General features: G+C 70.1%; 20 protein-coding genes and 2 pseudogenes. 11 read left to right on the top strand and 11 right to left on the bottom strand.

The window, feature by feature from the left end:
• Positions 1-17 precede the first annotated feature (17 nt).
• Positions 18-989 (top strand): SDR family NAD(P)-dependent oxidoreductase, encoded by a 972-nt coding sequence (locus ACIBJG_RS21290; RefSeq protein ID WP_399309349.1) that lies wholly within the window; start codon positions 18-20, stop codon positions 987-989.
• A 175-nt stretch (positions 990-1,164) separates the two neighbouring features.
• On the opposite strand, the gene ACIBJG_RS21285 is transcribed toward ACIBJG_RS21290, so the two are convergent.
• Positions 1,165-1,689: a GNAT family N-acetyltransferase gene (locus tag ACIBJG_RS21285; RefSeq protein WP_399309347.1), complete on the bottom strand. Its 525-nt coding sequence runs from the start codon at positions 1,687-1,689 to the stop codon at positions 1,165-1,167.
• Positions 1,690-1,788: 99 nt separating this feature from the next.
• Here ACIBJG_RS21285 and ACIBJG_RS21280 point away from each other — a divergent pair, with 99 nt between their 5' ends.
• Positions 1,789-2,280 carry a MarR family winged helix-turn-helix transcriptional regulator gene (locus ACIBJG_RS21280; RefSeq protein ID WP_399309345.1) on the top strand — a complete coding sequence of 164 codons (492 nt, stop codon included), beginning with the start codon at positions 1,789-1,791 and terminating at the stop codon, positions 2,278-2,280.
• A gap of 39 nt (positions 2,281-2,319) precedes the next feature.
• Here ACIBJG_RS21280 and ACIBJG_RS21275 read toward each other — a convergent pair whose 3' ends face one another.
• Both ACIBJG_RS21275 and ACIBJG_RS21270 read right to left on the bottom strand, forming a co-directional pair.
• Positions 2,320-3,834 (bottom strand): MDR family MFS transporter, encoded by a 1,515-nt coding sequence (locus ACIBJG_RS21275; protein ID WP_399309343.1) that lies wholly within the window; start codon positions 3,832-3,834, stop codon positions 2,320-2,322.
• Positions 3,835-3,862: 28 nt separating this feature from the next.
• The gene (locus ACIBJG_RS21270) at positions 3,863-4,459 is read right to left on the bottom strand and encodes an NADPH-dependent FMN reductase (RefSeq protein ID WP_399309341.1); all 597 of its coding nucleotides are present in this window, start codon (positions 4,457-4,459) and stop codon (positions 3,863-3,865) included.
• A gap of 138 nt (positions 4,460-4,597) precedes the next feature.
• Here ACIBJG_RS21270 and ACIBJG_RS21265 point away from each other — a divergent pair, with 138 nt between their 5' ends.
• The 4 genes from ACIBJG_RS21265 (at position 4,598) to ACIBJG_RS21250 (ending at position 8,590) form a co-directional block, all read left to right on the top strand.
• Positions 4,598-5,347, top strand: a complete 750-nt coding sequence (locus ACIBJG_RS21265; protein WP_399309339.1) for a TetR/AcrR family transcriptional regulator — start codon at positions 4,598-4,600, stop codon at positions 5,345-5,347.
• 148 nt (positions 5,348-5,495) lie between these two features.
• Positions 5,496-6,653 (top strand): acyl-CoA dehydrogenase family protein, encoded by a 1,158-nt coding sequence (locus tag ACIBJG_RS21260; RefSeq protein ID WP_399309337.1) that lies wholly within the window; start codon positions 5,496-5,498, stop codon positions 6,651-6,653.
• Between the two features lie 18 nt (positions 6,654-6,671).
• A complete protein-coding gene (locus ACIBJG_RS21255) occupies positions 6,672-7,562 on the top strand; it encodes an acyl-CoA thioesterase (RefSeq protein WP_399309336.1) in 891 nt (296 codons plus the stop codon).
• A gap of 38 nt (positions 7,563-7,600) precedes the next feature.
• On the top strand, positions 7,601-8,590 hold the full coding sequence (locus tag ACIBJG_RS21250) for a cation diffusion facilitator family transporter (RefSeq protein ID WP_399309334.1): 990 nt from the start codon (positions 7,601-7,603) through the stop codon (positions 8,588-8,590).
• 38 nt (positions 8,591-8,628) lie between these two features.
• Here the strand turns inward: ACIBJG_RS21250 and ACIBJG_RS21245 are convergent, their stop codons facing one another.
• Positions 8,629-9,408: a phosphatase gene (locus ACIBJG_RS21245; RefSeq protein ID WP_399309332.1), complete on the bottom strand. Its 780-nt coding sequence runs from the start codon at positions 9,406-9,408 to the stop codon at positions 8,629-8,631.
• 76 nt (positions 9,409-9,484) lie between these two features.
• Complete coding sequence (locus tag ACIBJG_RS21240; protein ID WP_399309330.1) at positions 9,485-10,108, bottom strand: TetR/AcrR family transcriptional regulator; 624 nt, start codon at positions 10,106-10,108, stop codon at positions 9,485-9,487.
• Positions 10,109-10,206: 98 nt separating this feature from the next.
• On the opposite strand from ACIBJG_RS21240, the gene ACIBJG_RS21235 reads away from it, so the two are divergent.
• From ACIBJG_RS21235 to ACIBJG_RS21220, 4 genes are read left to right on the top strand one after another with little or no spacing between them, the layout of a single operon-like run.
• Entirely contained in the window at positions 10,207-11,814 is a 1,608-nt protein-coding gene (locus tag ACIBJG_RS21235) for a carboxyl transferase domain-containing protein (protein ID WP_399060443.1), read from the top strand.
• A gap of 7 nt (positions 11,815-11,821) precedes the next feature.
• A complete protein-coding gene (locus tag ACIBJG_RS21230; RefSeq protein ID WP_399309328.1) occupies positions 11,822-13,909 on the top strand; it encodes an acetyl-CoA carboxylase biotin carboxylase subunit in 2,088 nt (695 codons plus the stop codon).
• Positions 13,906-14,859 (top strand): hydroxymethylglutaryl-CoA lyase, encoded by a 954-nt coding sequence (locus ACIBJG_RS21225; protein WP_399309326.1) that lies wholly within the window; start codon positions 13,906-13,908, stop codon positions 14,857-14,859. The genes ACIBJG_RS21230 and ACIBJG_RS21225 overlap by 4 nt, the downstream gene beginning before the upstream one ends.
• A gap of 29 nt (positions 14,860-14,888) precedes the next feature.
• Entirely contained in the window at positions 14,889-16,055 is a 1,167-nt protein-coding gene (locus tag ACIBJG_RS21220; RefSeq protein ID WP_399309324.1) for an acyl-CoA dehydrogenase family protein, read from the top strand.
• 146 nt (positions 16,056-16,201) lie between these two features.
• Here ACIBJG_RS21220 and ACIBJG_RS21215 read toward each other — a convergent pair whose 3' ends face one another.
• The 3 genes from ACIBJG_RS21215 to ACIBJG_RS21205 form a co-directional block, all read right to left on the bottom strand.
• On the bottom strand, positions 16,202-17,131 hold the full coding sequence (locus ACIBJG_RS21215; protein WP_399309322.1) for a hypothetical protein: 930 nt from the start codon (positions 17,129-17,131) through the stop codon (positions 16,202-16,204).
• 129 nt (positions 17,132-17,260) lie between these two features.
• Positions 17,261-18,133 (bottom strand): recombinase family protein, encoded by an 873-nt coding sequence (locus tag ACIBJG_RS21210; protein ID WP_399309320.1) that lies wholly within the window; start codon positions 18,131-18,133, stop codon positions 17,261-17,263.
• A gap of 423 nt (positions 18,134-18,556) precedes the next feature.
• Positions 18,557-19,441: an NAD(P)-dependent oxidoreductase gene (locus ACIBJG_RS21205; RefSeq protein ID WP_399309319.1), complete on the bottom strand. Its 885-nt coding sequence runs from the start codon at positions 19,439-19,441 to the stop codon at positions 18,557-18,559.
• Positions 19,442-19,490: 49 nt separating this feature from the next.
• Here ACIBJG_RS21205 and ACIBJG_RS21200 point away from each other — a divergent pair, with 49 nt between their 5' ends.
• Positions 19,491-19,898: a MerR family transcriptional regulator gene (locus ACIBJG_RS21200; RefSeq protein WP_399309317.1), complete on the top strand. Its 408-nt coding sequence runs from the start codon at positions 19,491-19,493 to the stop codon at positions 19,896-19,898.
• A gap of 83 nt (positions 19,899-19,981) precedes the next feature.
• Here ACIBJG_RS21200 and ACIBJG_RS21195 read toward each other — a convergent pair whose 3' ends face one another.
• The 3 genes and pseudogenes from ACIBJG_RS21195 to ACIBJG_RS21185 form a co-directional block, all read right to left on the bottom strand.
• Positions 19,982-20,758 (bottom strand): Tn3 family transposase, encoded by a 777-nt coding sequence (locus tag ACIBJG_RS21195; protein ID WP_399309316.1) that lies wholly within the window; start codon positions 20,756-20,758, stop codon positions 19,982-19,984.
• Between the two features lie 46 nt (positions 20,759-20,804).
• Positions 20,805-21,272, bottom strand: a pseudogene (locus ACIBJG_RS21190) (Tn3 family transposase); the annotation flags it as partial.
• 1,498 nt (positions 21,273-22,770) lie between these two features.
• Positions 22,771-23,199 (bottom strand): annotated as a pseudogene (locus ACIBJG_RS21185) (DUF4158 domain-containing protein); the annotation flags it as partial.
• Between the last annotated feature and the right edge of the window lie 209 nt (positions 23,200-23,408).

Here is a 23,408-nt window from a genome sequence, read left to right as displayed (position 1 = left end):
CACCTCCCGTGCCCCACATGACCACACCCCAGCACAAGATCGGCTCGGGCTTCGGTGCCCGGAGCACCGCGGACGACGTCCTGAGCGGGATCGAGCTGTCCGGCCGCACCGCGATCGTCACCGGCGGCTACTCGGGGCTCGGCCTGGAGGCGACCCGTGCCCTCGCGGCCGCCGGGGCCCAGGTCATCGTCCCCGCGCGGCGACGGGCGGTCGCTCAGCAGGCCGTCGAGGGCATCGACGGCGTGGAGGTCGACGATCTCGACCTGGCCGACCTCGACAGCGTCCGCGGTTTCGCCGAGCGGTTCCTGGCCTCGGGTCGCGACGTCGACATCGTGATCAACAACGCCGGAATCATGGCCTGTCCCGAGACGCGGGTCGGACCGGGGTGGGAGACTCAGTTCGCCACCAATCACCTCGGCCACTTCGCCCTCGTCAACCATCTCTGGCCGGCGATCGCCCGTGGTGGCGCGCGCGTGGTCGCCGTGTCCTCCGGCGCGCACGGCATGGGTATGCACTGGGACGACGTGCACTTCGAGCCCGGCTACGACCGGTGGGCGGCGTACGGGCAGGCCAAGGCGGCGAACGTGCTGTTCGCCGTGCACCTCGACGCACTCGGCCGCGACGCCGGAGTACGGGCGTTCGCCTTGCACCCGGGCAGCATCCTCACCCCGCTGCAACGCCACCTCGCGAAGGCGGACATGGTCGACGCGGGCTGGATCGACGAGCACGGCACCCCGACCGACCCCACGTTCAAGACGCCCGAGCAGGGCGCGGCGACGGAGGTCTGGGCGGCAGTCTCCCCCCAACTGGCCGGCATGGGTAGCGTGTACTGCGAGGACTGCGACATCGCCGAGCCGGCCGTCGACGGCACGGAAGGCGGGGTGCACGCACATGCGACCGACCCCGAACAGGCCGCGCGCCTGTGGGCGTTGTCGGCCGGCCTCACGGGCGTCGACGCTTTTGCGGCGGCACCCTCACCTGGTCTCTGACCTGTGCGGCGCGGACCTGCGGTCGCCTTGACTGCAGGTCCGCACCCGGAGGGCGGGCGAGCCGGGGCCAGGTGGAGCCGTACGGCGCATCGTCCTCCTGGCGCGCATATCGGGCTGACCGGCGGAAGGCTTACGGTCAAGGCGCCTGGCGCTCAGGTTCTGCAGGCTGGACCTGTCACCCAGCGGGAGTCTGCCGCTCAGATGACAAGCCGGCTCGACGGTTCAACGCGTACACGGTGACAGGATTTCCGCTCAGCTCGTCCTGCCGACGTGGTGAGAAGCCGAGCCGCTCAGCCACCTTCACCGACGCCGAGTTTCCCGGCCTCATGAAGGCGGTGAAGTACTCGGCATCGAGCGTCTCGAAGCCCCAGACCAAGCAGGCTCGGGCTGCTTCGCTTGCGTATCCACGACCCCATTGCCCTGCCTTGAGGGTCCAACCCAATTCGATCTCATCGAACTGTTGCCAGTACTGCAGGCCACTTCGGCCGATGAACTCGCCGCTCGACCGGAGCTCCACGGCGCACAGGCCGTGACCCCGCTCAGCCCACTGCCGCTCGACCTCGGCGAGCCGCGCAAGTGCCTGCCGTCGGGAGAAGCTTCCAACGAACCGATTGACTCTCGGATCGGCGTGGAGCTCGACGAACGCATCAACGTCCGAGGTCTCAAGAGGTCGCAGAAGGAGTCGCTCCGTCTCGATCATGCCCCCGAGCATAGGTCTTGCGGTCACCCGGGCCGAAAGAGTCAAGGGCTGTCCTGCGTCCCATGTGCGTTGGCGCCCGCGCAACGTAGCGTCGCCCTCATGAGACCGCTGACGGACACCACCGCCACCGACCAGGCCCCGGCCGATCCGACCGCCACCGACGCTGCGCTGGTCACCCAGCCCATCGGATACTGGAGCGGCCTCGCCCATGCAGCCGTCACCCGGCATCTGCGTGACGCGATGGCCGGGATCGACGTCACGCAGCCGCAGTACTGGGTGTTGAACCGCGTGAACGGCGGGCCGGAGGCCCCGAGTCGTGAGGCGGTCGTCAGCCAGCTGACCGCCCTCGCGGACGGGCCGCACGAGATCGCACGGGTCGTCGACCAGCTGCTCCACCGCGGCTGGCTCTCGATCGACGACGGACAGCTCCTGCGCCTCACCGATGCCGGGGAGGCGGCCAGGGTGCAGGTGCGGGAGCTGGTGACCGGGCTGCGGGTCGTGGTCCACGACGGCATCAGTGACGAGGAGTACGTGGCCGCGCTCAAGGTGCTGCGCAGGATGATCGCCAACGTCGAGGGCGACGGGAACTGATCGGCGAGGTGCACGGTAGCGGAAGGGCCCCCGCCCCCGTCACTCCCCCCGCAACGGCACCTCCCGCATCAGCCACGCCGCCAGGAAGATCACCACCCCCAGCAGCGCGGCCCCCGCCAGCACCCCGTGCAGGCCCTCCGTGACCGCTGTCCGTACCGCCTCCCGGACCCCCTCCGGCATCCCGCGCACCGCCTCGGGGGTCCAGGCCGTGCCGCCGTCCGGCATGCCGGACGCGTGGAGGCGGCTCGTGTAGACGGCGCCGAGCACCGCGATGCCGAGTGAGCTGCCGATCGTACGGACGAGAGTGGCGGTTCCCGTCGCGGCACCCATGTCGCGGGGCGTCGCGCTGTTGATCGTGACGAGCAGCGTGCTCTGCATCAACAGGCCCATGCCCACGCCCAGTACGAGGGTCAGCGCGGAGGTCACCGCCGTGGGGGTGCCGGTGTCCACCGTCAGCAGGACGAGCGCGCCCAGGGCCGTCAGTGCGCCGCCGATGATGGGGTACGGGCGGATGCGGCCGCCGGCGGCGAGGAGCTTGCCGAGCAGGAGTTGGGCGCCGAACATCCCCGCCATCAGCGGGAGCAGCAGCATGCCGCTGGCCGTCGAGGACGCGCCGCGTACGAACTGCATGTACAGCGGCAGGTAGGCGGACGCCCCGAGCATGGCGGCGCCCACCAGGAACGTGAGGACCTGGGCAAGCGTGAAGTTGCGGTCGGCGAACAGGCGGGGCGGGATGATCGGTTCGGCGGCCCGTCGCTCGACCCGGGCGAACCAGGCCAGGGCGAGGGCGCCCGTCGCCCCTAGGCCGAGGATCTGCGGCGACGACCAGGCGTACCGCGTACCGCCCCAGCTGCCCACCAGGGTGAGGGCCAGGATCGCGGCGCAGAGCAGGCCGACCCCCGCGTAGTCGATCCGCGCCTTGATTCGCTCGGTGCGCAGGCGCAGGCGTAGCCCGACGAGGAGCAGGGCGAGCGCGCCGATGGGGACGTTGACGTAGAAGACCCAGCGCCAGTTCAGCTGGTCGGTGAGGAAGCCGCCGAGCAGCGGCCCGCCGACCAGGGCGACCGGCATCATGGCCCCGATCATCGCCTGCGAGCGGCCGGCCTGGGAGGGCGGCAGCATGACGCCGATGATGGAGATGGCTCCGACCATGAGGCCGCCCGCGCCGAGTCCCTGGACGGCGCGGAAGGCGATGAGCTGCCCCATGTCCTGGGCGAGTCCGGAGAGTACGGATCCGGCGAGGAACACCGTGACCGACCAGACGAAGCTGCCCTTGCGCCCGTACAGGTCGCCGAGCTTGCCCCAGATGGGGGTCGAGAGGGACGCGGTGAGCAGATAGGCGGTGACCACCCAGGAGAGGTGGTCGAGGCCGCCCAGGTCGCCGACGATCGTGGGCAGGGCGGTGCCGACGATCGTGCCGTCGAGCAGGCCCAGCATCAGGCCGAGGAGGAGGCCGAACAGGACGGGTTTCGACGGGCCTGCGCTTTCGCCGGCGGGTGGCCGCGTCGCCTCGGGCTCCGGCTGGTTGTGGGTGTCCTTCGTGTACTGGCTCATGGTTGCCCCCGAATCGCGTGATGAGCCGTCAGGTTGTGTACGGGGCAGTGGTCCTGGCGTCCCGCAGCGCGTGTGCCCACCAGGCGAGCTGGTCCAGCAGCGCCTTGGCGGCCGTGTCGACCTGGGGGTCGTCCACGGCGCCCTCCGCGCCGAACTGGCCGTAGGCGTTGTGGAAGCTGACCGTGTTGCGGATCGTCGTCGCGTTCAGCTCGGCCATCACGACCCGGAGTTGCTCGACGGCGCGCAGGCCGCCGGAGAGGCCGCCGTAGGAGACGAAGGCGACCGGCTTGGCGTGCCACTGTTCGTTGTGCCAGTCGATGGCGTTCTTCAGCGACGCGGGGAAGCTGTGGTTGTACTCCGGCGTGACGAAGACGAACGCGTCGGCTGCCGCGAGGCGCGGTGACACCAGGGCGAGGGCCTCCTCCGTGCCCGGCGCCGGCGGCTGTCCGAACGCGGGGAAGACCGTGGGCAGCGGGGTCTCGGTGAGGTCCACGACGTCGGTGGTCATGTCGTCGCGCTGGGAGAGGTGTCCCTTCAGCCACTGGGTGACGACGGGTGCGAAGCGGCCCTCGCGGGTGCTGCCGACGAGGACGGCGACGCGGAGCGGCGGGCGGGTGCTGGGCATGGGCATGGGATCCCCCCTGGAAACCGGAAGCGGTGGATGTGTACAACGTATTTCTGTGCGTACAACGTATCCGTCAATGTGTACGTTGTCTACTGACTGATACGCTGTACGCTGGCCGCCTACGAGAGGAGCCCGCCCGTGGCCGGCCAGAAGAAGGACAGCGGCAAGAGCGGCAGCACGGGGCCCGACACGTCTCTCTGGCAGCGCCTGGAGCAGCCCGCAGCCGCACCCCGCGCCTCGTTGACCCTGGAGCGCATCGGGGCCGTCGCCGTGGAGATCGCCGACGCGGAGGGGTTCGCGGCCGTCACCATGCGCAGGCTCGCCACGGAGCTCGGCGTCGCCCCCATGGCCGCCTACCGTCACGTGTCGGGCAAGGACGACCTTTGGGCGCTGATGGCCGAGCGGGTGACCGCCGACATGCGGATCCCGGACGAGGTGACCGCATGGCGCGAGGTGCTGCGCACCTTCGGCCTGCTGACCCGGGACATGATGCTGCGGCACCCGTGGGTCGGGCAGCTGCCCACCCATCTCTTCGTCCTCACGCCCGGCCGGCTGGCCGTCGCCGAACGGCAGCTGGCGGCGCTCGACGGACTCGGCCTCGACGAGGACTCGATGATGGTCGCCTTCCGGACCGTCAGCGCCTTCGCCCATGGCGCGGCGCAGTCGGAGGTGGCGGTGCGGGAGTGGACACAGTCCGCGGGCTGGTCGTCCGGCGACGAGACCCGGCTGGGCCTGGCCCCGCAGATGATGTACCTGATGGAGACCGGCCGCTATCCCACGTACCGGCGCTACGGACAGCGCGCGACCCGCAAGGACGACGCGACCTGGGCGTTCGAAACGGGGCTCGACTGCGTGCTGGACGGGATCGCCGCGCGATTCGGCATCTGAGGGGGCCGACAGGAGCGGTGATCAGCGCGCCCCGCCTCCGGCGTGCTCAGCATCACCCTGGACAGCTTCGGTGACCGCCGGGTAACTTTTAACCAAGGCTGAGCAAGCGCTTAGCCAAGCCGAGCGAAGCCGACCAGGGAGGCACCCCGTGCGCCGTACGGTATTCAACGAGGACCACGAGGCGTTCCGGGAGACCATCCGCGCCTTCATCGCGGCCGAGGTCGTGCCCGTGTACGACGAGTGGTTCGCGGCCGGCCAGGCCCCGCGCGACTTCTACCTGAAGCTCGGCGAGCTGGGTGTCTTCGGCATCACGGTGGACGAGGAGTACGACGGCGCGGGCATCGACTCGCACAAGTACGAGGCCCTCATCTACGAGGAGACCGCCCGCGCGGGCGTCTCCTTCGGCGGCTCCGGCGTGCACACGCTGCTCGGCCTGCCCTACATCAAGATGCTCGCCACCGACGAGCAGAAGAAGCGCTGGCTGCCGAAGTTCACCACCGGCGAGGAGATGTGGGCCCTCGCGATGACCGAGCCGGGCACCGGTTCCGACGTCGCGGGCATGAAGACCACCGCCAAGCTCTCCGAGGACGGCACGCACTACGTCCTCAACGGCTCCAAGACCTTCATCACCGGCGGCGTGCACGCCGACCGTGTGATCGTCTGCGCCCGTACCTCCGCCCCGCGCGAGGACGACCGCCGCTTCGGCATCTCCCTCTTCGCCGTCGACACCAAGTCCGAGGGCTACTCCATCGGCCGCAAGCTCGACAAGCTCGGCCTGCGCGTCTCCGACACCGCCGAGCTGGCGTTCGTCGACGTGAAGGTCCCGGTCGAGGACCTGCTCGGCGACGAGAACAAGGGCTTCGGCTACCTCGGCACCAACCTGGCCTCCGAGCGCTGGGGCATCGCCTTCGGCGCGTACGCCCAGGCCGCGGCCGCCGTCCGGTTCGCCAAGGAGTACGTGCAGGACCGCACGGTCTTCGGCAAGACCGTCGCCTCGTTCCAGAACACCAAGTTCGAGCTGGCCGCCTGCCAGGCCGAGGTGGACGCGGCCCAGGCCGTCGCCGACCGCGCGCTGGAGGCCCTGGACGCCGGTGAGCTGACCGCCGCCGAGGCCGCCTCCGCGAAGCTGTTCTGCACCGAGGTCGCGCACCGCGTGATCGACCGCTGCCTCCAGCTGCACGGCGGCTACGGCTTCATGAACGAGTACCCGATCGCCCGCCTGTACGCGGACAACCGGGTCAACCGCATCTACGGCGGCACCAGCGAGGTCATGAAGTCGATCATCGCGAAGTCCATGGGCCTGTAGAGCGGCTACGTTCTCCCCATGAGCTCAGTACCGGACGCCGCCCTGCTCGATCTTCTCGATCTCCTCGACCTGGAGCAGATCGAGCAGGACATCTTCCGGGGCACCAGCCGTTCGGCGATCGTGCCCCGCGTCTTCGGCGGACAGGTCGCGGCCCAGGCGCTCGTCGCCGCGGGCCGCACCGTCCCCGCGGACCGGCCCGCCCACTCCCTGCACGCGTACTTCCTGCGGGCGGGGGACCCGGGCGCGCCGATCGTCTACAGCGTCGACCGCATCCGCGACGGCCGCTCCTTCACCACGCGGCGGGTCGTCGCCGTCCAGCACGGGCAGCCGATCTTCCACCTCTCCGCGTCCTTCCAGACGTACGAGGAGGGGCTGGAGCACCAGGCTGGCATGCCGGCCGCGCCCGACCCCGACACGCTGCCCACGGCCGCCGAGATGCTGCCGCGGTACGCGGACCGGTTCAGCGACCCGAGTGTCGTGGACCGGCTGGTCGAGGCACGGGCCGCGGTCGACCTGCGGTACGTGGACGCCCCGCCGTTCGGCACGGTCGGGGAGGAGCGCGAGCCGCGGTCCCAAGTGTGGTTCCGTACGAACGGCAAGCTGGCGGACGATCCGCTGCTGCACGTCTGCATGGCGACGTACGTCTCCGACATGACGCTGCTCGACTCGGTCCTCCTCGCCCACGGGCGCGGCGGCTGGGCGGTCGGCGACGTGGTGGGCGCGAGCCTGGACCACGCGATGTGGTTCCACCGGCCGTTCCGCGCCGACGAATGGCTGCTGTACGACCAGGAGTCGCCGTCCGCGTCCGGCGGGCGCGGGCTCGGCCAGGCCCGTATCTACACCCAGGACGGACGGCTGGCGATCACCGTCATCCAGGAAGGCGTCGTCCGGGTCCCGCGCGGGAACTGAGCGGGCCGTACCCGGCCGATTCCGACATACTCCCCACCATGAGTGACGAGAAGGCCGATACGGCTGAGGGTGGGGAGTCGACGTTCACAGTGATCGTCGCGGCGGTCGCCAACCTCGGCATCGCCGTGGCGAAGGCCGTCGCCGGGCTGATCAGCGGATCGAGCGCGATGCTCTCCGAGGCCGCCCACTCCGTCGCCGACACGGTCACCGAGGTGCTGCTGCTCACCGCCCTCAAGCGCAGCGAGAAGCCCGCCGACGAGGAACACCCGCTCGGTTACGGCCCCGAGCGGTACATCTGGGCGATGCTCGCCTCCGTCGCCACGTTCGTCGGCGGCGCGGTCTTCTCCCTCTACGACGGCATCCACACCCTGGTCGCGGGCGAGGACCTCGGCGACCCGCTCATCTCGTACATCGTGCTCGCCGTGGCGTTCCTGCTGGAGGGCTACTCGCTGCGCACCGGGCTTCGGCAGGTGCGCCGGGAGGCCGTGCGGCTGGACACGCCCGCCACGCGCTACTTCCGGCTCACTCCGGACACCGCGGTCAAGGCCGTCGTGATGGAGGACTCGGCGGCGCTGGTGGGTCTGCTGCTGGCCGCGGGCGGGCTGCTCGGCGGGCAGTTGTCGGGATCCGGGGTCTGGGACGGGATCGCGTCGATCCTGATCGGTGTGCTGCTCGTGTACGTGGCCTGGGTGCTCGGCCGGTCCAACGCCCAGCTGCTGATCGGACGGCCGATTCCGCAGTCGATGCGGGCGGGGGTGCGCGAGGAGCTGCTCTCGGTGCCGCACATCATCGACGTACTGGAACTGACCACGCTCATCCAGGGGCCGTCCGAGATCCTGATCGCCGCGAAGGTCGACTTCCGGGACGTGGCCAGTGCCGAGCAGGTCGAGTGGGCCTGCGAGGAGGCGGAGCAGCAGTTGCGGGAGCGGTATCCGTCGATCCGGCGGGTGTATCTGGACCCGACGCCGGGGCTGGAACAGCGGCGCCGGGCCCGGGCCGCGGGGGACGGCCCGGTGGCCGGGCCCTGAACCGGTGCTGCCGGTCCCCTGAACCGGTGCCGCCGGGCTCAGAGCAGTCCGGCCGCGTCCAGCAGGTACTCGGTCATCGGGTCGTAGAACCGCGGGTCCAGCACGTGGTCGTCCAACGGGACGGCCACCTGGAGGGTGCCCTCGGCCTCTCCCAGGAACAGGGCCGGGTCGTTGCAGTCCGCGTAGCCGATGGCGTCCAGTCCGCGCTGGGCAGCGCACCCGGCCCAGCCGTGGTCGGCGACGACCAGGTCGGGCATGGGGCGGCTCTCCCGCTCCAGGCCGTCCAGGATCGCCGCCATCGGGGCCGGGGAGTGGGTGTGCCACAGGGTCGCTCCGCGCTCCTGCACGGCGACGTCGGCGAACTGGAAGACCATGCCCTCGTCCGCCGTGAGCCCGGACGGGATGACCATGATCTCGCAGCCGGCCGTCCGCAGGGCTGCCGCCGTCTGCCGGTGGACGTCCAGGAGCCCGCCCGGGTGACCGGTGGCGAAGAGGACCCGCTCCGTCCCGTCGGCCGCCTTCCGGAGCCGGGCCGCGGCCCGGTCCAGGGCGGCGACGGTGAGCTCGGGGTCGATGGTGTCCTGGCCGAACCGGTGCTCCGGGTCGTCGCTGACCCCGCATCTCTCGGCCATGACCGCCAGGACGTCCTGCTCGTCGCGCCACCGGTCGCCGAGCTCGAGTCCCAGCCAGAAGTGGCGGTCGCCGTTGGCGAGCTTGCGGTAGTGGGAGAGGTTGTTGTCGCGTGGGGTCGCGACGTCCCCCGCTATGCGCGTACGGACGAGGTGGTCGACGAGGGCGGCGCGGCTGGGTATCGGCATGAACCCATTGTGCCGTGGGATGTGCGCAGCGTGCCGGGTGTATTGAGTGGTGGGCGGCCTGGGGTGCGGGGGCGGGTCAGGCGGTCTCGCACTCCCCCGCCGCGGCGAAGGCGCCCCGCGCCAGCCGGTGCAGCAGCGCCGCCGTGTCCGTACGGCCGGGCAGCGCGCCGGGCCGACCGAGGTGCGGGGTCGAGTTCAGCAACCCGAAGACGGCGTGGACCGTCGCGCGGGCCTCGTGCTCGGGGAGTTCCGGGTAGAGGTCGCGGACGACTGTGACCCACACCTCGACGTACTCGCGTTGGAGCCGGCGCACCTGTTTGCGGTCGGTGTCCCGCAGGCGGTCCAGCTCGCGGTCGTGCAGGGTGATCAGGGGGCGGTCGTCGAGGGCGAAGTCGATGTGGCCCTCGATGAGCGCGTCCAGGAGTGCCTCGGGGGAGCTGTCACCGGAGGCGTCCTCGGAGACCCGTAGTCGTCCGCCGGCCAGGAGCCGTTCGCTGATGCCGACGAGCAGTTCGGCGAGCATCGCGTCCTTGCCGGGGAAGTGCCGGTAGAGGCCGGGGCCGCTGATGCCGACGGCGGCGCCTATCTCGTCGACGCCGACGCCGTGGAAGCCGCGCTCGGCGAAGAGGCGGGCGGCCTCCTTGAGGATCTGCTCGCGGCGGGTGGGGGCCGCGACGCGGGCGGCGGCATGGGTGCTCATGAGCAGTCATTCTAGACAGGTGCGTTAGCGGTCGTTAACCTAGGGAGGCAACGTTAACGCTCATTAACACCGCGGTACGGGCAAGGGGGCTCGACAGGATGCAGCAGGCACCGGTGCTGGCGAGCGCGGCCGATCCCGCCTCGGAGGCCTGGCAGGCCAACGAGGCGGCGCATCACGCGCTCACCGACGAGCTGCGCAAGCGGCTCGCCACGGCCAGGCTCGGCGGGGGTGAGAAGGCCCGCGCCCGGCATGTGGCGCGCGGAAAGCTGCTGCCCCGGGAGCGGGTGGACACGCTGCTCGACGCGGGCTCGCCCTTCCTGGAGCTGGCCCCGCTGGCGGCCGAGGGGCTGTACGGGGGCGCGGCGCCGGCCGCCGGGGTAATCGCCGGGATCGGCCGGGTCAGCGGCCGGGAGTGCGTGATCGTCGCCAATGACGCGACCGTCAAGGGCGGCACGTACTACCCGATGACCGTGAAGAAGCACCTGCGGGCCCAGGAGGTGGCGCTGGAGAACCGGCTGCCGTGTCTCTACCTGGTGGACTCGGGCGGCGCCTTCCTGCCGATGCAGGACGAGGTCTTCCCGGACCGGGAGCACTTCGGGCGGATCTTCTACAACCAGGCCCGGATGTCCGGGGCCGGGATTCCGCAGATCGCGGCGGTGCTGGGGTCCTGCACGGCCGGTGGGGCGTACGTCCCCGCGATGAGCGACGAGGCCGTGATCGTCCGCAACCAGGGGACGATCTTCCTGGGCGGACCGCCGCTCGTGAAGGCCGCGACCGGTGAGGTCGTCACCGCCGAGGAGCTGGGCGGCGGCGAGGTCCACTCCCGTACGTCGGGGGTCACCGACCATCTCGCCGAGGACGACGCGCACGCGCTGCGCATCGTGCGGAACATCGTGGCCACGCTGCCGGACAGGGGCGCGCTGCCGTGGTCCGTACAGCAGGTCGACGAGCCGAAAGTGGATCCCGCCGGTCTGTACGGCGCCGTCCCGGTCGACTCGCGCACGCCCTACGACGTGCGGGAGGTGATCGCCCGGGTCGTCGACGGCTCGCGCTTCGCCGAGTTCAAGGCGGAGTACGGGACGACGCTGATCACCGGATTCGCGCACATCCACGGCCACCCGGTCGGCATCGTCGCGAACAACGGCATCCTGTTCTCCGAGTCCGCCCAGAAGGGCGCGCACTTCATCGAGCTGTGCGACCAGCGCGGCATCCCACTCGTCTTCCTCCAGAACATCTCGGGTTTCATGGTCGGCCGCGACTACGAGGCCGGCGGCATCGCCAAGCACGGCGCCAAGATGGTCACCGCCGTCGCCTGCACCCGGGTCCCGAAGCTGACCGTGGTGGTCGGCGGGTCCTACGGCGCGGGCAACTACTCCATGTGCGGCCGGGCCTACAGCCCCCGCTTCCTGTGGATGTGGCCCAACGCGAAGATCTCCGTCATGGGCGGCGAGCAGGCCGCGTCCGTCCTCGCCACGGTCAAGCGCGACCAGCTCGGCGACGACTGGAGCGCCGAGGACGAGGAGTCGTTCAAGGCCCCGATCCGCGAGCAGTACGAGACCCAGGGCAACGCGTACTACGCCACCGCCCGGCTCTGGGACGACGGCGTGATCGACCCGATGGAGACCCGGCAGGTGCTGGGGCTCGCCCTGACCGCGTGCGCCAACGCCCCCTTGGGCGATGCCGGCTTCGGCGTCTTCCGGATGTGAGGAACCAATGACGATGTTCGACACGGTCCTCGTCGCCAACCGCGGCGAGATCGCGGTCCGGGTCATCCGGACCCTGCGCGAACTGGGCGTGCGCTCCGTCGCCGTCTTCAGCGACGCGGACGCGGACGCCCGGCACGTACGGGAGGCCGATACGGCGGTACGGATCGGTCCCGCACCGGCCTCCGACAGCTACCTGAGCGCGGACCGGCTGCTGGAGGCCGCCCGCCGCACGGGCGCACAGGCCGTCCACCCCGGCTACGGCTTCCTGGCCGAGAACGCCGGCTTCGCGCGGGCTTGCGCGGAGGCGGGGCTGGTCTTCATCGGGCCGCCCGCCGCCGCCATCTCGCTGATGGGCGACAAGATCCGGGCGAAGGAGACGGTCTCCGCAGCCGGTGTCCCGGTGGTGCCCGGCTCCACGGGCAGCGAGCTGACCGACGGCCAACTGGCGGACGCGGCCCGTGAGATCGGTATGCCGGTCCTGCTCAAGCCCTCCGCGGGCGGCGGCGGCAAGGGCATGCGGCTGGTCCGCGACGCGGCGCTGCTCGCGGACGAGATCGCCGCCGCCCGGCGCGAGGCGCGCGCCTCGTTCGGCGACGACACCCTGCTCGTGGAGCGGTGGATCGACCGGCCGCGCCACATCGAGATCCAGGTACTGGCGGACGGGCACGGCAACGTGGTGCACCTGGGCGAGCGCGAGTGCTCGCTCCAGCGCCGCCACCAGAAGATCATCGAGGAGGCGCCCTCGGTCCTGCTCGACGAGAAGACGCGCGCGGCGATGGGCGAGGCAGCCGTGCAGGCCGCCCGCTCCTGCGGATATGTGGGCGCGGGGACGGTGGAGTTCATCGTCCCGGGCAACGACCCGGCGTCGTACTACTTCATGGAGATGAACACCCGCCTCCAGGTCGAGCACCCGGTGACGGAGCTGATCACCGGCCTCGACCTGGTCGAGTGGCAGCTGCGGGTCGCGGCGGGCGAACAACTCCCGTACGCCCAGCAGGACATCACCCTCACCGGGCACGCGGTCGAGGCGCGGATCTGCGCCGAGGACCCGGCCCGCGGCTTCCTGCCCTCGGGCGGGTCGGTGCTGGCGCTGCACGAACCGCAGGGCGGCGGGGTGCGGACGGACTCGGGGCTCGCCGAGGGCGGCGAGGTCGGCAGCCTGTACGACCCGATGCTGTCGAAGGTGATCGCGTACGGCCCCGACCGGGCGACGGCGCTGCGCCGGCTGCGGGCGGCGCTCGCGGACACGGTGGTCCTCGGCGTCCCGACCAACGCGGGCTTCCTGCGCCGGCTGCTCGGCCACCCGGCCGTGGTGGCGGGCGACCTGGACACCGGCCTGGTGGAGCGCGAGGTGGACGCCCTGGTCCCGGACGGGGTGCCGGAGGAGGTGTACGCGGCGGCGGCGCTGCTGCGGCAGCACTCCCCCGAGCCGGTCCGCGCGGACGCCTGGTCCGACCCGTTCTCGGCCGGCGACGGCTGGCGGCTCGGCGGCACCCCGGCGCGTACGGTGCGGCACTTCCGGATCCCCGGCCACGACCCGGTCCAGGTGGGCCTGCGGCCGTGCGGCGCGGGCGTGGAGCTGACGTTCGGGCACGTCGGGGAGGGCGCACAGCCACCGGCCCCCGAGTCGGGCACCTGCGGCCCGCTGGGCCCGCTGCCCGGCAGCGCGGAGACGGCCAGGACCCTTTCCGTCGACGGGGGCCGGATCACGCTCGAACTCGCGGGAGTCACGCACTCGTTCGCGTACGCCGCATCCGCCGAGGGCCACTGGCTCGGCCGCGACGGCGACACCTGGCACGTCCGGGACCACGACCCGGTGGAGGCGTCGCTGACCGGCGCCGCCCGCTCCGGGGCGGACACGCTCGCCGCGCCCATGCCCGGGACGGTCACCGTGGTGAAGGTGGCCGTCGGGGACGAGGTCGCGGCCGGGCAGAGCCTGCTGGTCGTGGAGGCGATGAAGATGGAGCACGTCATCTCCGCCCCGCACGCCGGCACCGTCACCGAACTCGACGTGACCGCCGGAACCACGGTGGCCATGGACCAGGTACTGGCCGTGGTCACCCCCGTGGCCGCCGTCACCGGGGAGGAAGCATGACGACCACCGACCGCACCCTGCCGATGACCGTGGCCGCTCCGGACCTGCCCGCCCGGGTCCGTATCCACGAGGTCGGGGCCCGCGACGGGCTGCAGAACGAGAAGGCGGTCGTGCCGACCGAGGTGAAGGCGGAGTTCATCCGCCGGCTCGCGGTCGCCGGACTGACCACGATCGAGGCGACGAGCTTCGTCCACCCCAAGTGGGTGCCCCAACTGGCGGACGCGGAGCAGCTGTTCCCGATGCTCGGCGACATAGGGGACGTGGGCGACGTCGCGCTCCCGGTCCTCGTACCGAACGAGCGGGGGCTCGACCGGGCCTTGGCGCTCGGGGCGCGCCGGATCGCCGTCTTCGGTTCCGCGACGGAGACGTTCGCGGCCCGCAACCTCAACCGCACGATCGACGAGTCGCTCGCCATGTTCGAGCCCGTCGTGGCCCGCGCCAAGGCGGACCAGGTGCATGTGCGCGGCTACCTGTCGATGTGCTTCGGCGACCCGTGGGAGGGCCCCGTCCCGGTCCACCAGGTCGTCCGGGTCGCGAAGGCGCTGATGGACCTCGGCTGCGACGAGCTCTCGCTCGGCGACACGATCGGGGTCGCAACGCCCGGCCACGTACAGACCCTGCTGTCGTCGCTGAACGAATCGGGGGTGCACACCGACACGATCGGGGTGCACTTCCACGACACGTACGGGCAGGCGCTGTCCAACACCCTCGCCGCGCTCCAGCACGGCGTGTCCACCGTGGACGCCTCCGCGGGCGGCCTCGGCGGCTGCCCGTACGCGAAGAGCGCGACGGGCAATCTCGCCACCGAGGATCTCGTGTGGATGCTCGACGGCCTCGGTATCGAAACCGGGGTCGACCTCGACGAGCTCACCGCCACGAGCGTGTGGCTCGCCGGACACCTGGGCCGACCGAGCCCGTCCCGTACCGTCCGCGCGCTCTCGGCGCAGTGACCCAGTTCCCACAAGGAGTGAACGTCCCCATGACTCTGGACCACCGGCTGACCGCCGAGCACGAGGAACTCCGACGCACGGTCGAGGAGTTCGCCCACGACGTGGTCGCGCCGAAGATCGGCGACTTCTACGAACGCCATGAGTTCCCGTACGAGATCGTGCGCGAGATGGGACGGATGGGCCTGTTCGGCCTGCCGTTCCCGGAGGAGTACGGCGGGATGGGCGGCGACTACCTCGCCCTCGGCATCGCCCTGGAGGAGCTGGCCCGGGTGGACTCCTCGGTGGCGATCACCCTGGAGGCCGGGGTCTCGCTGGGCGCGATGCCGGTGTTCCGCTTCGGCACGGAGGAGCAGAAGCAGCGCTGGCTGCCGAAGCTCTGCGCGGGCGAGGCGCTCGGCGCGTTCGGCCTGACGGAGCCGGACGGCGGTTCGGACGCGGGCGGCACCCGGACGACGGCCGTGCGCGACGAGGCGACGGGCGAGTGGGTGATCAACGGCTCCAAGTGCTTCATCACCAACTCGGGCACGGACATCACCGAACTGGTCACCGTCACGGCGGTGACCGGCCGCAAAGAGAACGGCGCCCCGCTCATCTCCTCGATCATCGTCCCGTCCGGCACCCCCGGCTTCACGGTCGCCGCCCCGTACTCCAAGGTCGGCTGGAACGCCTCGGACACCCGTGAACTCTCCTTCTCGGACGTCCGCGTCCCGCTGGAGAACCTGCTGGGCGAGGAGGGCCGCGGCTACGCGCAGTTCCTGCGGATCCTGGACGAGGGCCGGATCGCCATCTCGGCGCTGTCGACGGGCCTCGCGCAGGGCTGTGTGGACGAGTCCGTGAAGTACGCCGCCGAACGGCACGCGTTCGGGAAGCCGATCGGTGCCAACCAGGCGATCCAGTTCAAGATCGCGGACATGGAGATGCGAGCCCACATGGCCCGCATCGGCTGGCGCGACGCGGCGTCACGCCTGCTGGCGGGCGAGCCGTTCAAGAAGGAGGCGGCGATCGCCAAGCTGTACTCCTCGACGGTGGCGGTGGACAACGCCCGCGAGGCGACGCAGATCCACGGTGGCTACGGCTTCATGAACGAGTACCCGGTGGCGCGGATGTGGCGCGACTCCAAGATCCTGGAGATCGGCGAGGGCACGAGCGAGGTGCAGCGGATGCTGATCGCCCGGGAGTTGGGGCTTCCGGCCTGACGCGGGACTGCGGTTGGCAGTCCGCCCCGACTGACTGACGTGGTCTTCAGCCTGCGCGGCGTGGACGTGGGATCGTTCGCTCCATCGTCCACGCCGCACGGGTGCGGAGATCAGGCCAGGGGCTCGCCCTGGCGGAATCCGAACGATCAGGCGTGGTCGCGGCGTTCCAGGATGTAGAGGTCCCAGCTGTCGGGATCACCGATGTAGACGAACAGCTTCGGGTGCTCGGACGTCCCGAACACCTCCCAGGCGTCCATGGGGCAGTCGTCGACGTACACCTCCACCTTCTGGGACCACGATCCCGCACCCGGGTCGTACCCCCAGCCTCCGGTACCGGTGCACTCGTGCGTCTCGGGCCCGGACGAGTAGCCGTAGCCGAACATCTCGACGCGCGTCGCCGTGGCCTCGCCGCCCACCGTGAGGACGAGCGTGCCGCCCTTCCCGTCGGACCACGTCCCGGCGACTCCCTCCACACCCAGCTGCGGAGGCTCGTATCCGATCCCGGCGAACAGGGCGATCCCGGCAACCGTGGCTGCGGTGACGACAGCGAGCGTTCCGTACAGCACCACCCGCCCGAACAACGCACCACCGGAGAGCCACCGGCGATCCGGGAGCAGCGGCCTTCGGGCCACCAGTGCAGTGACAGTGAGCCCCCCTGTCACCGCAAGCCATCCGCCGAGGCCCGCCAGGACACCTGCCTCCACGAGCACCGCCGCGGCCGGGGCCGATCCGACGGCCGCCAGCACCGGAACCCACCACCATGCCTCGCGCCCCGCAAACCGGCGGCCGAGCCACCCGGCCACGACGAGCAGCGGCATCACCACGCCGACCGACAGCAGGACGGCGAGAACCGCCCCGACCACCGCCATGACCGCCGCACCCAGGATCAGGACGAACAGCCCCATCGCGCTGTAGGGACGGCCAGGGCTCTCCTGGGTCTGCCCCCACACGAAGAATGCGATCACCCCGATCGCCGCCTCGACGAACAGCACCAGCATCGAAGCCGTCAGTACGACGCCGAACCTGTCCCTCACGCGCACCTGTGGCGACACCGGCTCCTGAAGTTTTGAGCTCATTCAAATCCCCTCCCGTCCCGCATCCTCCTCCAGCAGGCCGGAGCCCCCGCAAGGGGTAGCGCCGAGGTAAGCCCAAAAGCCGCTAGTTGTTGATCTTGAGGACCTGGCGGCTCCACTGCGCTGACTTCTCTACGTCGCCAAGACCGCGGCCGTGCGTTCGTCGTGTTCGCGCAGCATCCGCATGACCGTCGCTGGCGAGGGGTGCTGCCCCTTCTTCGCACCGGTGGTGATGACGAGCCGCTTGGCGATGTCGCGCAGGCTCATCCCCTTCTCGTCGCGCAGGTGGAGGGCCATGGAGAGCATGGAGTCGTCGGTGACGCCGGCGCCGCCGATGGTCTTGCCGCGCTTGCGGGCGGACTCGTGCCCTTCGAGGGTGCGGTCGCGAATGCACTCGCGTTCCATGCCGGACATGGCGGCCAGCACGGTGAAGACGATGCCGGAGGGATCGTGCGAGCCCTTTAGCTCCCCGGTGAGGAACTCCAGGCCGACGTCGCTCGCCTTCAGTTCCTCGGCGAGCATGGCGAGTTCGATGCCGCGGCCGAGGCGCTTGTGTTCGTGGACGACGAGGGTGACAGCGACGCCGGAGGAGCGGATCTCACCGGCGAGCCTCACAGCGGCCTCCAGCTCGGGGCGCTTGGCGGCGCGGGTGGAGATCTTCTCCGAGAAGACCCGGGTGACCCCAGCTTCGGCGAGGGAGTCCAGCTGCGCATCCAGGGACTGCCGCGCGGTCGAGGCGCGGGCGTACCCGAGACGAACGTGTCCGACCGGCTCGGCGCCGGCGCTCGCGGGCCGGGGCAGCTCGGCCCACACCGCGCCCGGCTTGCGCACGGCGGGGGTCGGCACGTTGAGCACCTTGGCGAGTTGGGGCACAAGGCGGAAGCGGGCGGTGTGGTACTGGATCGCCACCCTGCCCTTGGAGGTGCGGCACGCGGAGCCCGCCGGGGTGGCGCAGGTGGACATCGGGCAGGCGTGCGATTCCACGCGCTTGAAGTCGTCGCTCACGCCCCAGACCGTTTCATGAGGGCGTTTCAGACGTCCAGTCGTTTGCAACAACTCATGAAACATGATCGCCCCAGGTGGGCCGTCGGGCGTCGGGGTGTTTCACGAGCGACCACCTATGAAACAGAATGCGCGGCACCGAAGGCATCACTCTGCACCGCCTGAGACCTGAAAAACGACCACGGTCGGCCCTCGTAGCAATCCGCGCTGTTTGGCCCCGCATTCCTGCGATGCGGGGCCAAACAGCGCAGCCGAGTACGCCGGTCCACACGCGATCACTCGTCGCCCACTGCCCCAGCTCTCCCTTCGCGCGGTCGGAGGAGTTGGCATGAGTAGTTCGGCGAGGCGGCGGTGGTCGTGATGATGTGGCGGTCCGGGGCAGACTCCCGCTTCTCTGAGCTGGCTAGATCCCGGTGTCGGGGTCGGTCAGTCGTTGCGGAGCTTACCGAACTCCTCGATCAGCACGGGATACTGCTCTTTGCCGTGTCCGGCGGCGATCGCCCGGTCTGCCATAGTCTTGAGCAACTTCGGCAGTTCGGCGTTCACCCCCACTGCCTCGCTCTCCTCGATCAGGTGCTCCATCGCCCGTGCGTCGGTCTCCAGGGCGGATACCTCGGCGGGAAAGGAACCGCTGTCGATCTGCTCGGCGTATCCAGGCAGCCATTCGGCCACACCGGCGGCGATCTGCCGCGCGAACGGTGCATACGTCGCGGCGTCGACGCCGACCGTCCTGAGCATGGCCGTGCCCTGGAGCCAGGCGTTCAGGACGCTCCACATCATGGCCAGGCCGGCCACGTCGTACAGCGACGCAAGCCCATGGTCCGCCCCCAGGTAGGCGACGGTGCCGAGCGCGCCGAGTGCCGACTCGTGCGCCTCGAAGTCCGTCTGCGGCCCGCTGTGCAGAATCACCGCATCGGCGGTGCCGATGGCCGACGGGATGGCCATGATGGCGCCGTCCAGGTAGCGGCTACCACGCTGCTCGGCCCATCGGGCGGCTTCCCTGGCCTGGGACGAGCTTCCCGAGGTCAGGTTGATCAACATCGTGCCGTCCAGCTCGACATCGTCCGCGCCGAGCAGCTCGTACAGGGCCGGGTAGTCGGTGACGCAGATGATCGTCAGTGAACCTGCCTCGAGCGCGTCGCCAATGGTCGGTGCCAGCCGTGCACCCTGGGCCACCAGTTGGTCGGCTTTGGAGGAAGTGCGATTCCACACGATGGTGGGATGCCCGGCTTTCAGGAACGCGTCGGCGAGTGCCTGGCCCATCAGGCCGAGTCCGATGATGGTCACGGGTGTTTCGGTGCTGTCGTTCATGACAGCATCGTCAACGTTGATACCGGTGTGAAGGTCAAGTGAGGTAGCGATGCGGATCGGGGAACTGAGTCGTCGGACGGGAGTCCACACTCATCAGTTGCGTTACTACGGAGCCCAGGGGCTGCTGGAGGCGGACCGTGGCGCCAACGGATATCGCGAGTACGACGAGAACGCCGTACTGCGAGTGAAGCAGATCCGGCACTTGCTTGGTGCCGGTCTGTCTTCCGAGGACATCGCGTACGTGCTGCCGTGTGCGCTCGGCGAGGCCCCGGAGCTGCCCGGATGTCCCGAGTTGCTGGCCGCGATGCGGTCACGGCTGCAGCGACTGAACGATCAGATGGCCACCCTCGCCCAATCTCGCGATGCTCTTGCCGCCTACATCGATGCGGCCGAGCGAACGGGCAGCGAGAGCTACCCACCCTTTGACGGTGCTGACCTGGGTCCCGTCCCCGCCTAAGGAGCCGCGATGTTGTCCTTGGCCCAAGCGTCGCCTTGACTGTGCCCGCGAAGACGCCGTGGCTAGGCCGATGATCTGTCGCGTCAGGCAGCTGCGCCGAAGCCGGAGGCGACTGGTTCCTGCTCGCGGAGCCGAGTGAAGTCGACGTCGAGTTTCGGGTTGTACGCCTCGGGCTGGATGCCGAGTTCGTGGGTGGAGTACTCGCCGAACCGTTTGATGTGCTCGGTCAGGTACGGCGAGATGTGGGCCAGGTCCTCCGGGTCGATTTCCCAGCCCTCCTCCAGGAGCTGGCGGACGATTTCCGCAATGTCCAGGGCGTTGTGGAAGATCACCGCGTTCGTGAGCAGGGCGTTGAACTTCATCGCCTTCTCCTGCTCGATGGGGTCGTTGTCGGCGAGGACGCCTTGGTTGCCGAAGCCGACCCATTGGGAGAACCGGTTGAACGACTCGACCTTGTTCGTCGCCGCGGTCACCCGTCGGCGCAGCGGCGCGTCGGAGAGGTAGCGCAGCAGCTGCGCCGTGCGGATCACACGGCCGACCTCGCGGAACGCGGTGTAGGTGGAGTTCTTGTGCGAGCCCGACCGCAGCCGCTTCAGCAGAGTCGACGAGGAGATGGCGCCCTCACTCACGGAGACAGCGACCTTCATCAGGTGCCGGAACTGGGCCTCGATCAGGTCCCAGTCGATGACGTTCTTGCCCGCCTCCCCTAACAGGGAGTCGATGTGCACGTACTCGCTCTGCTTGGACGGGCGGTAGAAGGTCAGACCCTTCCAGTTCCTGATCCTGGGCATCAGATCGAAGCCCAGCAGGTGCGCCAGGGCGAAAACGGGAACGCTCTGGCCCTGGGTGTCGGCGTGCACGGTGGTGGGCTTGACCTCGGAGGTGTTCTTGAGGGAGGCCCTCGATGATGTAGACGGCCTCCCACACTCCGCACGGGATGAAGTGCGTGAACAGCGCGATGTAGGTGTCGGAGATGTGGTGGTAGGCGACTCCGCCCGCCTTGCCGTAGCGCACGCTTGTCTCGGCGAGCAGGTTGTTGAGGTAGGTGTCCATGTGGGTGCCGTCCGCCGCCACGGCGGTGCCGTCGCCCCACGCCTGGGAGATGTCGAGGCGGGCGTGCGCGTTGACCAGGTCGGCGACGGCCTCGTTCAGCCGCGCGATGGAGAAGTGCCGGTTGGCCACGTACGACAGCTCATGACCGGACACCCCGGGGATGTGCTTGGCCGCCTCGTACGGGCCCATGTTGGTGCCCTTGACGAACGTGGTGAGCACGTACCGGCCGATCGGGTCCTTCAGCTTCGGGGCGTTGCCCGAGGGTGGGCCGAAGCGGCGCCACCACTCCACCCAGTACGCGGTGTGGGCCACGATCCCCATCAGTGTGCGCTCCGGCATCCGGGCCTTGACCACCTGCTCTAGGCGCTTCGCCGAGGGCCGCTGCCCCTCGGAACGGTGCGGCTTCAGTGACGGGATGCCGGTCTCGGGGTCGATGACCAGGCCCTCGTTGTCCGGATACCCGGCATCCGCCGCCGCGGCGGCGCGGCGCAGCTGGTCCTCCAGCTGCCGGCGGAAGGACGCCGCGTCGAAAGCACCGGCCTCGCCCTCCTCGCACAGCCCGACCTCCACCAGGTAGTCGGCCAGCTCCTCCTGGACGTCCTCCCACGCGAGCAACTGCTCGCTCCAGTCGGCGTACTCCTCCGAGCCGACCACCGCGACGTCCCCGGTGCGCAGCTCCTCGGCGAGGTGGGTGAAGACCATCGCCTCGAAGTGCTTGCGCACGAACCGGCCCGGCCGCGTCTTGTCGAGCACGGCCTTGCGCCAGTTCTGCGTGGCGAAGGAGATGTCGACGGTCTTGCCGTCCTCGCCGATCGCGGTGACGTACTCGCCGTGGGCGCTCTTGTGCCGCATCGCGTGCACGAGCGCGGCCAGCACCCGCCCGTCCTCGGACGTCGCGGTGAACTCCAGCTTCTCCGCCAGGTCGAACATCACCGACCGGTCCCGGCCGAGCTGCCCGTACAGCAGCACCTCCCAGAAGTTTCCGTGATGCGCGGAGACCTTCTCGATCTGCTCGTACTGCCCCGCGAACCCGTCGAAGCCCTCCACCGCCTTGGTGACCGCCCCCAGGCCCCGGCCTGCACCACCTGCGCCTTCGCCAGGGCCAGGACCGCCGAAGAGACCTCTCCCCTCCCAGGCGCCGGGCAACCTCCTCCACCGGCGCCGCCCCGTCCAGCCCGTCCAGGGCCTTCACCGCCTCCGCGGTCATCGCCGCGGCCTTCGCCAACGCCTCCTGGGCGGGGCCACCGTCGTCGAGTTTCTTGAGCACGGTGCGGTAGTTCCCGATCAGGGCCTCGACGATCTCCCGCTCGGCGAGCCGGATCTCCTCCAGCTCCTCCTTGGCCCTCTTGATCTTCATCGCGACCCGCTTGCAGAACATCGTCGCCAGATCGTCCCGCACCCGCATCCGTGCCTTGTGAGCGACGCAGGCCAGCAGCGCGATCCGCTTGACGGCCGCGCAGTCCCGCAGTTCGGAGGCGTCCGCCGCATCTGCTTCCCCGGCGAAGTCGGTGACCTTCGGCGAGGCGACGCCATCCACCCACACCGCGGTGTCCCCAAGCTTGTCCAGCCACTCCAGGTGCGTGAACAGGCGCTTGAAGTGCGACCAGCTCGGGCCCTGGGCGGTGTGCTTCAGCCGGTTGAACTGCGTGGTGCCGTCGCTGTCGCGTTCTTCCAACAGCCGCAGCATCCCCGCCTGCTCGGCGAGGCTCATCCGGTCGTGGATGCCGCAGCAGATCGAGGTGTTCACCTCTGTGCGGATCGTGGAGGTCATCGTGTCGAAGGTGGAGAACGCCGGCAGTTCCAGCCCGGCCGCCACCACCTTCTCCAGCGCGATATTGATCAGGTCGGCGGGCCGGTTCTTCGACGCGGCCTCCTTGCGGATCGCCGCCTCAGCGATCTGCCGCGCCTGGGACTGCTGGTATGTCGTCCCCACCCGCTGGCACACCTCCGTACGCTGCCGCTCAGCGGTGCGGCCCGTCTCGTACAGCGGGAGCGTGCCCTCCGGCAGCTCGACCGTACGGCGGACGAAGTCGACCACCATCTCCGGGTAATCGTCCGGCTTCGGGAACCGGCCCATCCGCTGATGCGCCTTCAGCGCCAGCAGCAACGCGAGCTGATGACCGTCGGAGTCCATCCGCTCAGCTGCCCACGCAGCCTCCTCCCGCGTCGGCGCGAAAGAGAGATGCAGCTCATGCGCGGTGATCAGCCGCTTGAACCGCGGGTACGCGGTCCGCTCGATCGAGGTCACAAGTCCCGCCCGAGGCCCAGAGATCAGTCAGCATCAGCACCAACGACCTACGGCCGAAAGGGTGACGACTGATACCGCGCAGGGCGCCAAGATCAAGTACTGGCGGCTTTTGGGCTTACCTCGGCGCTACCCCCGCAACTGGGTCCTACGAGTCGACTCACAAGGCGGACGAAGCCGGCACCAGCCGTTGCGACATCCGAACTCCCCCT

It is taken from the genome of Streptomyces sp. NPDC050422 (assembly GCF_044458665.1).
Lineage (GTDB): Bacteria > Actinomycetota > Actinomycetes > Streptomycetales > Streptomycetaceae > Streptomyces.
The sequence above is the reverse complement of the archived record's forward strand: the minus strand, read 5'-3'. Positions and strand labels throughout refer to the sequence as shown.

What these genes read in the sequence shown, in the direction of transcription:
- ACIBJG_RS21235 (WP_399060443.1), top strand. Translation starts at nt 10,207, where the DNA reads ATGCAGCAGGCACCGGTGCTGGCGAGCGCGGCCGATCCCGCCTCGGAG.
- ACIBJG_RS21280 (WP_399309345.1), top strand. Translation starts at nt 1,789, where the DNA reads ATGAGACCGCTGACGGACACCACCGCCACCGACCAGGCCCCGGCCGAT.
- ACIBJG_RS21225 (WP_399309326.1), top strand. Translation starts at nt 13,906, where the DNA reads ATGACGACCACCGACCGCACCCTGCCGATGACCGTGGCCGCTCCGGAC.
- ACIBJG_RS21275 (WP_399309343.1), bottom strand. Translation starts at nt 3,834, where the DNA reads ATGAGCCAGTACACGAAGGACACCCACAACCAGCCGGAGCCCGAGGCG.
- ACIBJG_RS21255 (WP_399309336.1), top strand. Translation starts at nt 6,672, where the DNA reads ATGAGCTCAGTACCGGACGCCGCCCTGCTCGATCTTCTCGATCTCCTC.
- ACIBJG_RS21250 (WP_399309334.1), top strand. Translation starts at nt 7,601, where the DNA reads ATGAGTGACGAGAAGGCCGATACGGCTGAGGGTGGGGAGTCGACGTTC.
- ACIBJG_RS21215 (WP_399309322.1), bottom strand. Translation starts at nt 17,131, where the DNA reads ATGAGCTCAAAACTTCAGGAGCCGGTGTCGCCACAGGTGCGCGTGAGG.
- ACIBJG_RS21240 (WP_399309330.1), bottom strand. Translation starts at nt 10,108, where the DNA reads ATGAGCACCCATGCCGCCGCCCGCGTCGCGGCCCCCACCCGCCGCGAG.
- ACIBJG_RS21230 (WP_399309328.1), top strand. Translation starts at nt 11,822, where the DNA reads ATGACGATGTTCGACACGGTCCTCGTCGCCAACCGCGGCGAGATCGCG.
- ACIBJG_RS21205 (WP_399309319.1), bottom strand. Translation starts at nt 19,441, where the DNA reads ATGAACGACAGCACCGAAACACCCGTGACCATCATCGGACTCGGCCTG.
- ACIBJG_RS21290 (WP_399309349.1), top strand. Translation starts at nt 18, where the DNA reads ATGACCACACCCCAGCACAAGATCGGCTCGGGCTTCGGTGCCCGGAGC.
- ACIBJG_RS21200 (WP_399309317.1), top strand. Translation starts at nt 19,491, where the DNA reads ATGCGGATCGGGGAACTGAGTCGTCGGACGGGAGTCCACACTCATCAG.
- ACIBJG_RS21270 (WP_399309341.1), bottom strand. Translation starts at nt 4,459, where the DNA reads ATGCCCAGCACCCGCCCGCCGCTCCGCGTCGCCGTCCTCGTCGGCAGC.
- ACIBJG_RS21285 (WP_399309347.1), bottom strand. Translation starts at nt 1,689, where the DNA reads ATGATCGAGACGGAGCGACTCCTTCTGCGACCTCTTGAGACCTCGGAC.
- ACIBJG_RS21220 (WP_399309324.1), top strand. Translation starts at nt 14,889, where the DNA reads ATGACTCTGGACCACCGGCTGACCGCCGAGCACGAGGAACTCCGACGC.
- ACIBJG_RS21245 (WP_399309332.1), bottom strand. Translation starts at nt 9,408, where the DNA reads ATGCCGATACCCAGCCGCGCCGCCCTCGTCGACCACCTCGTCCGTACG.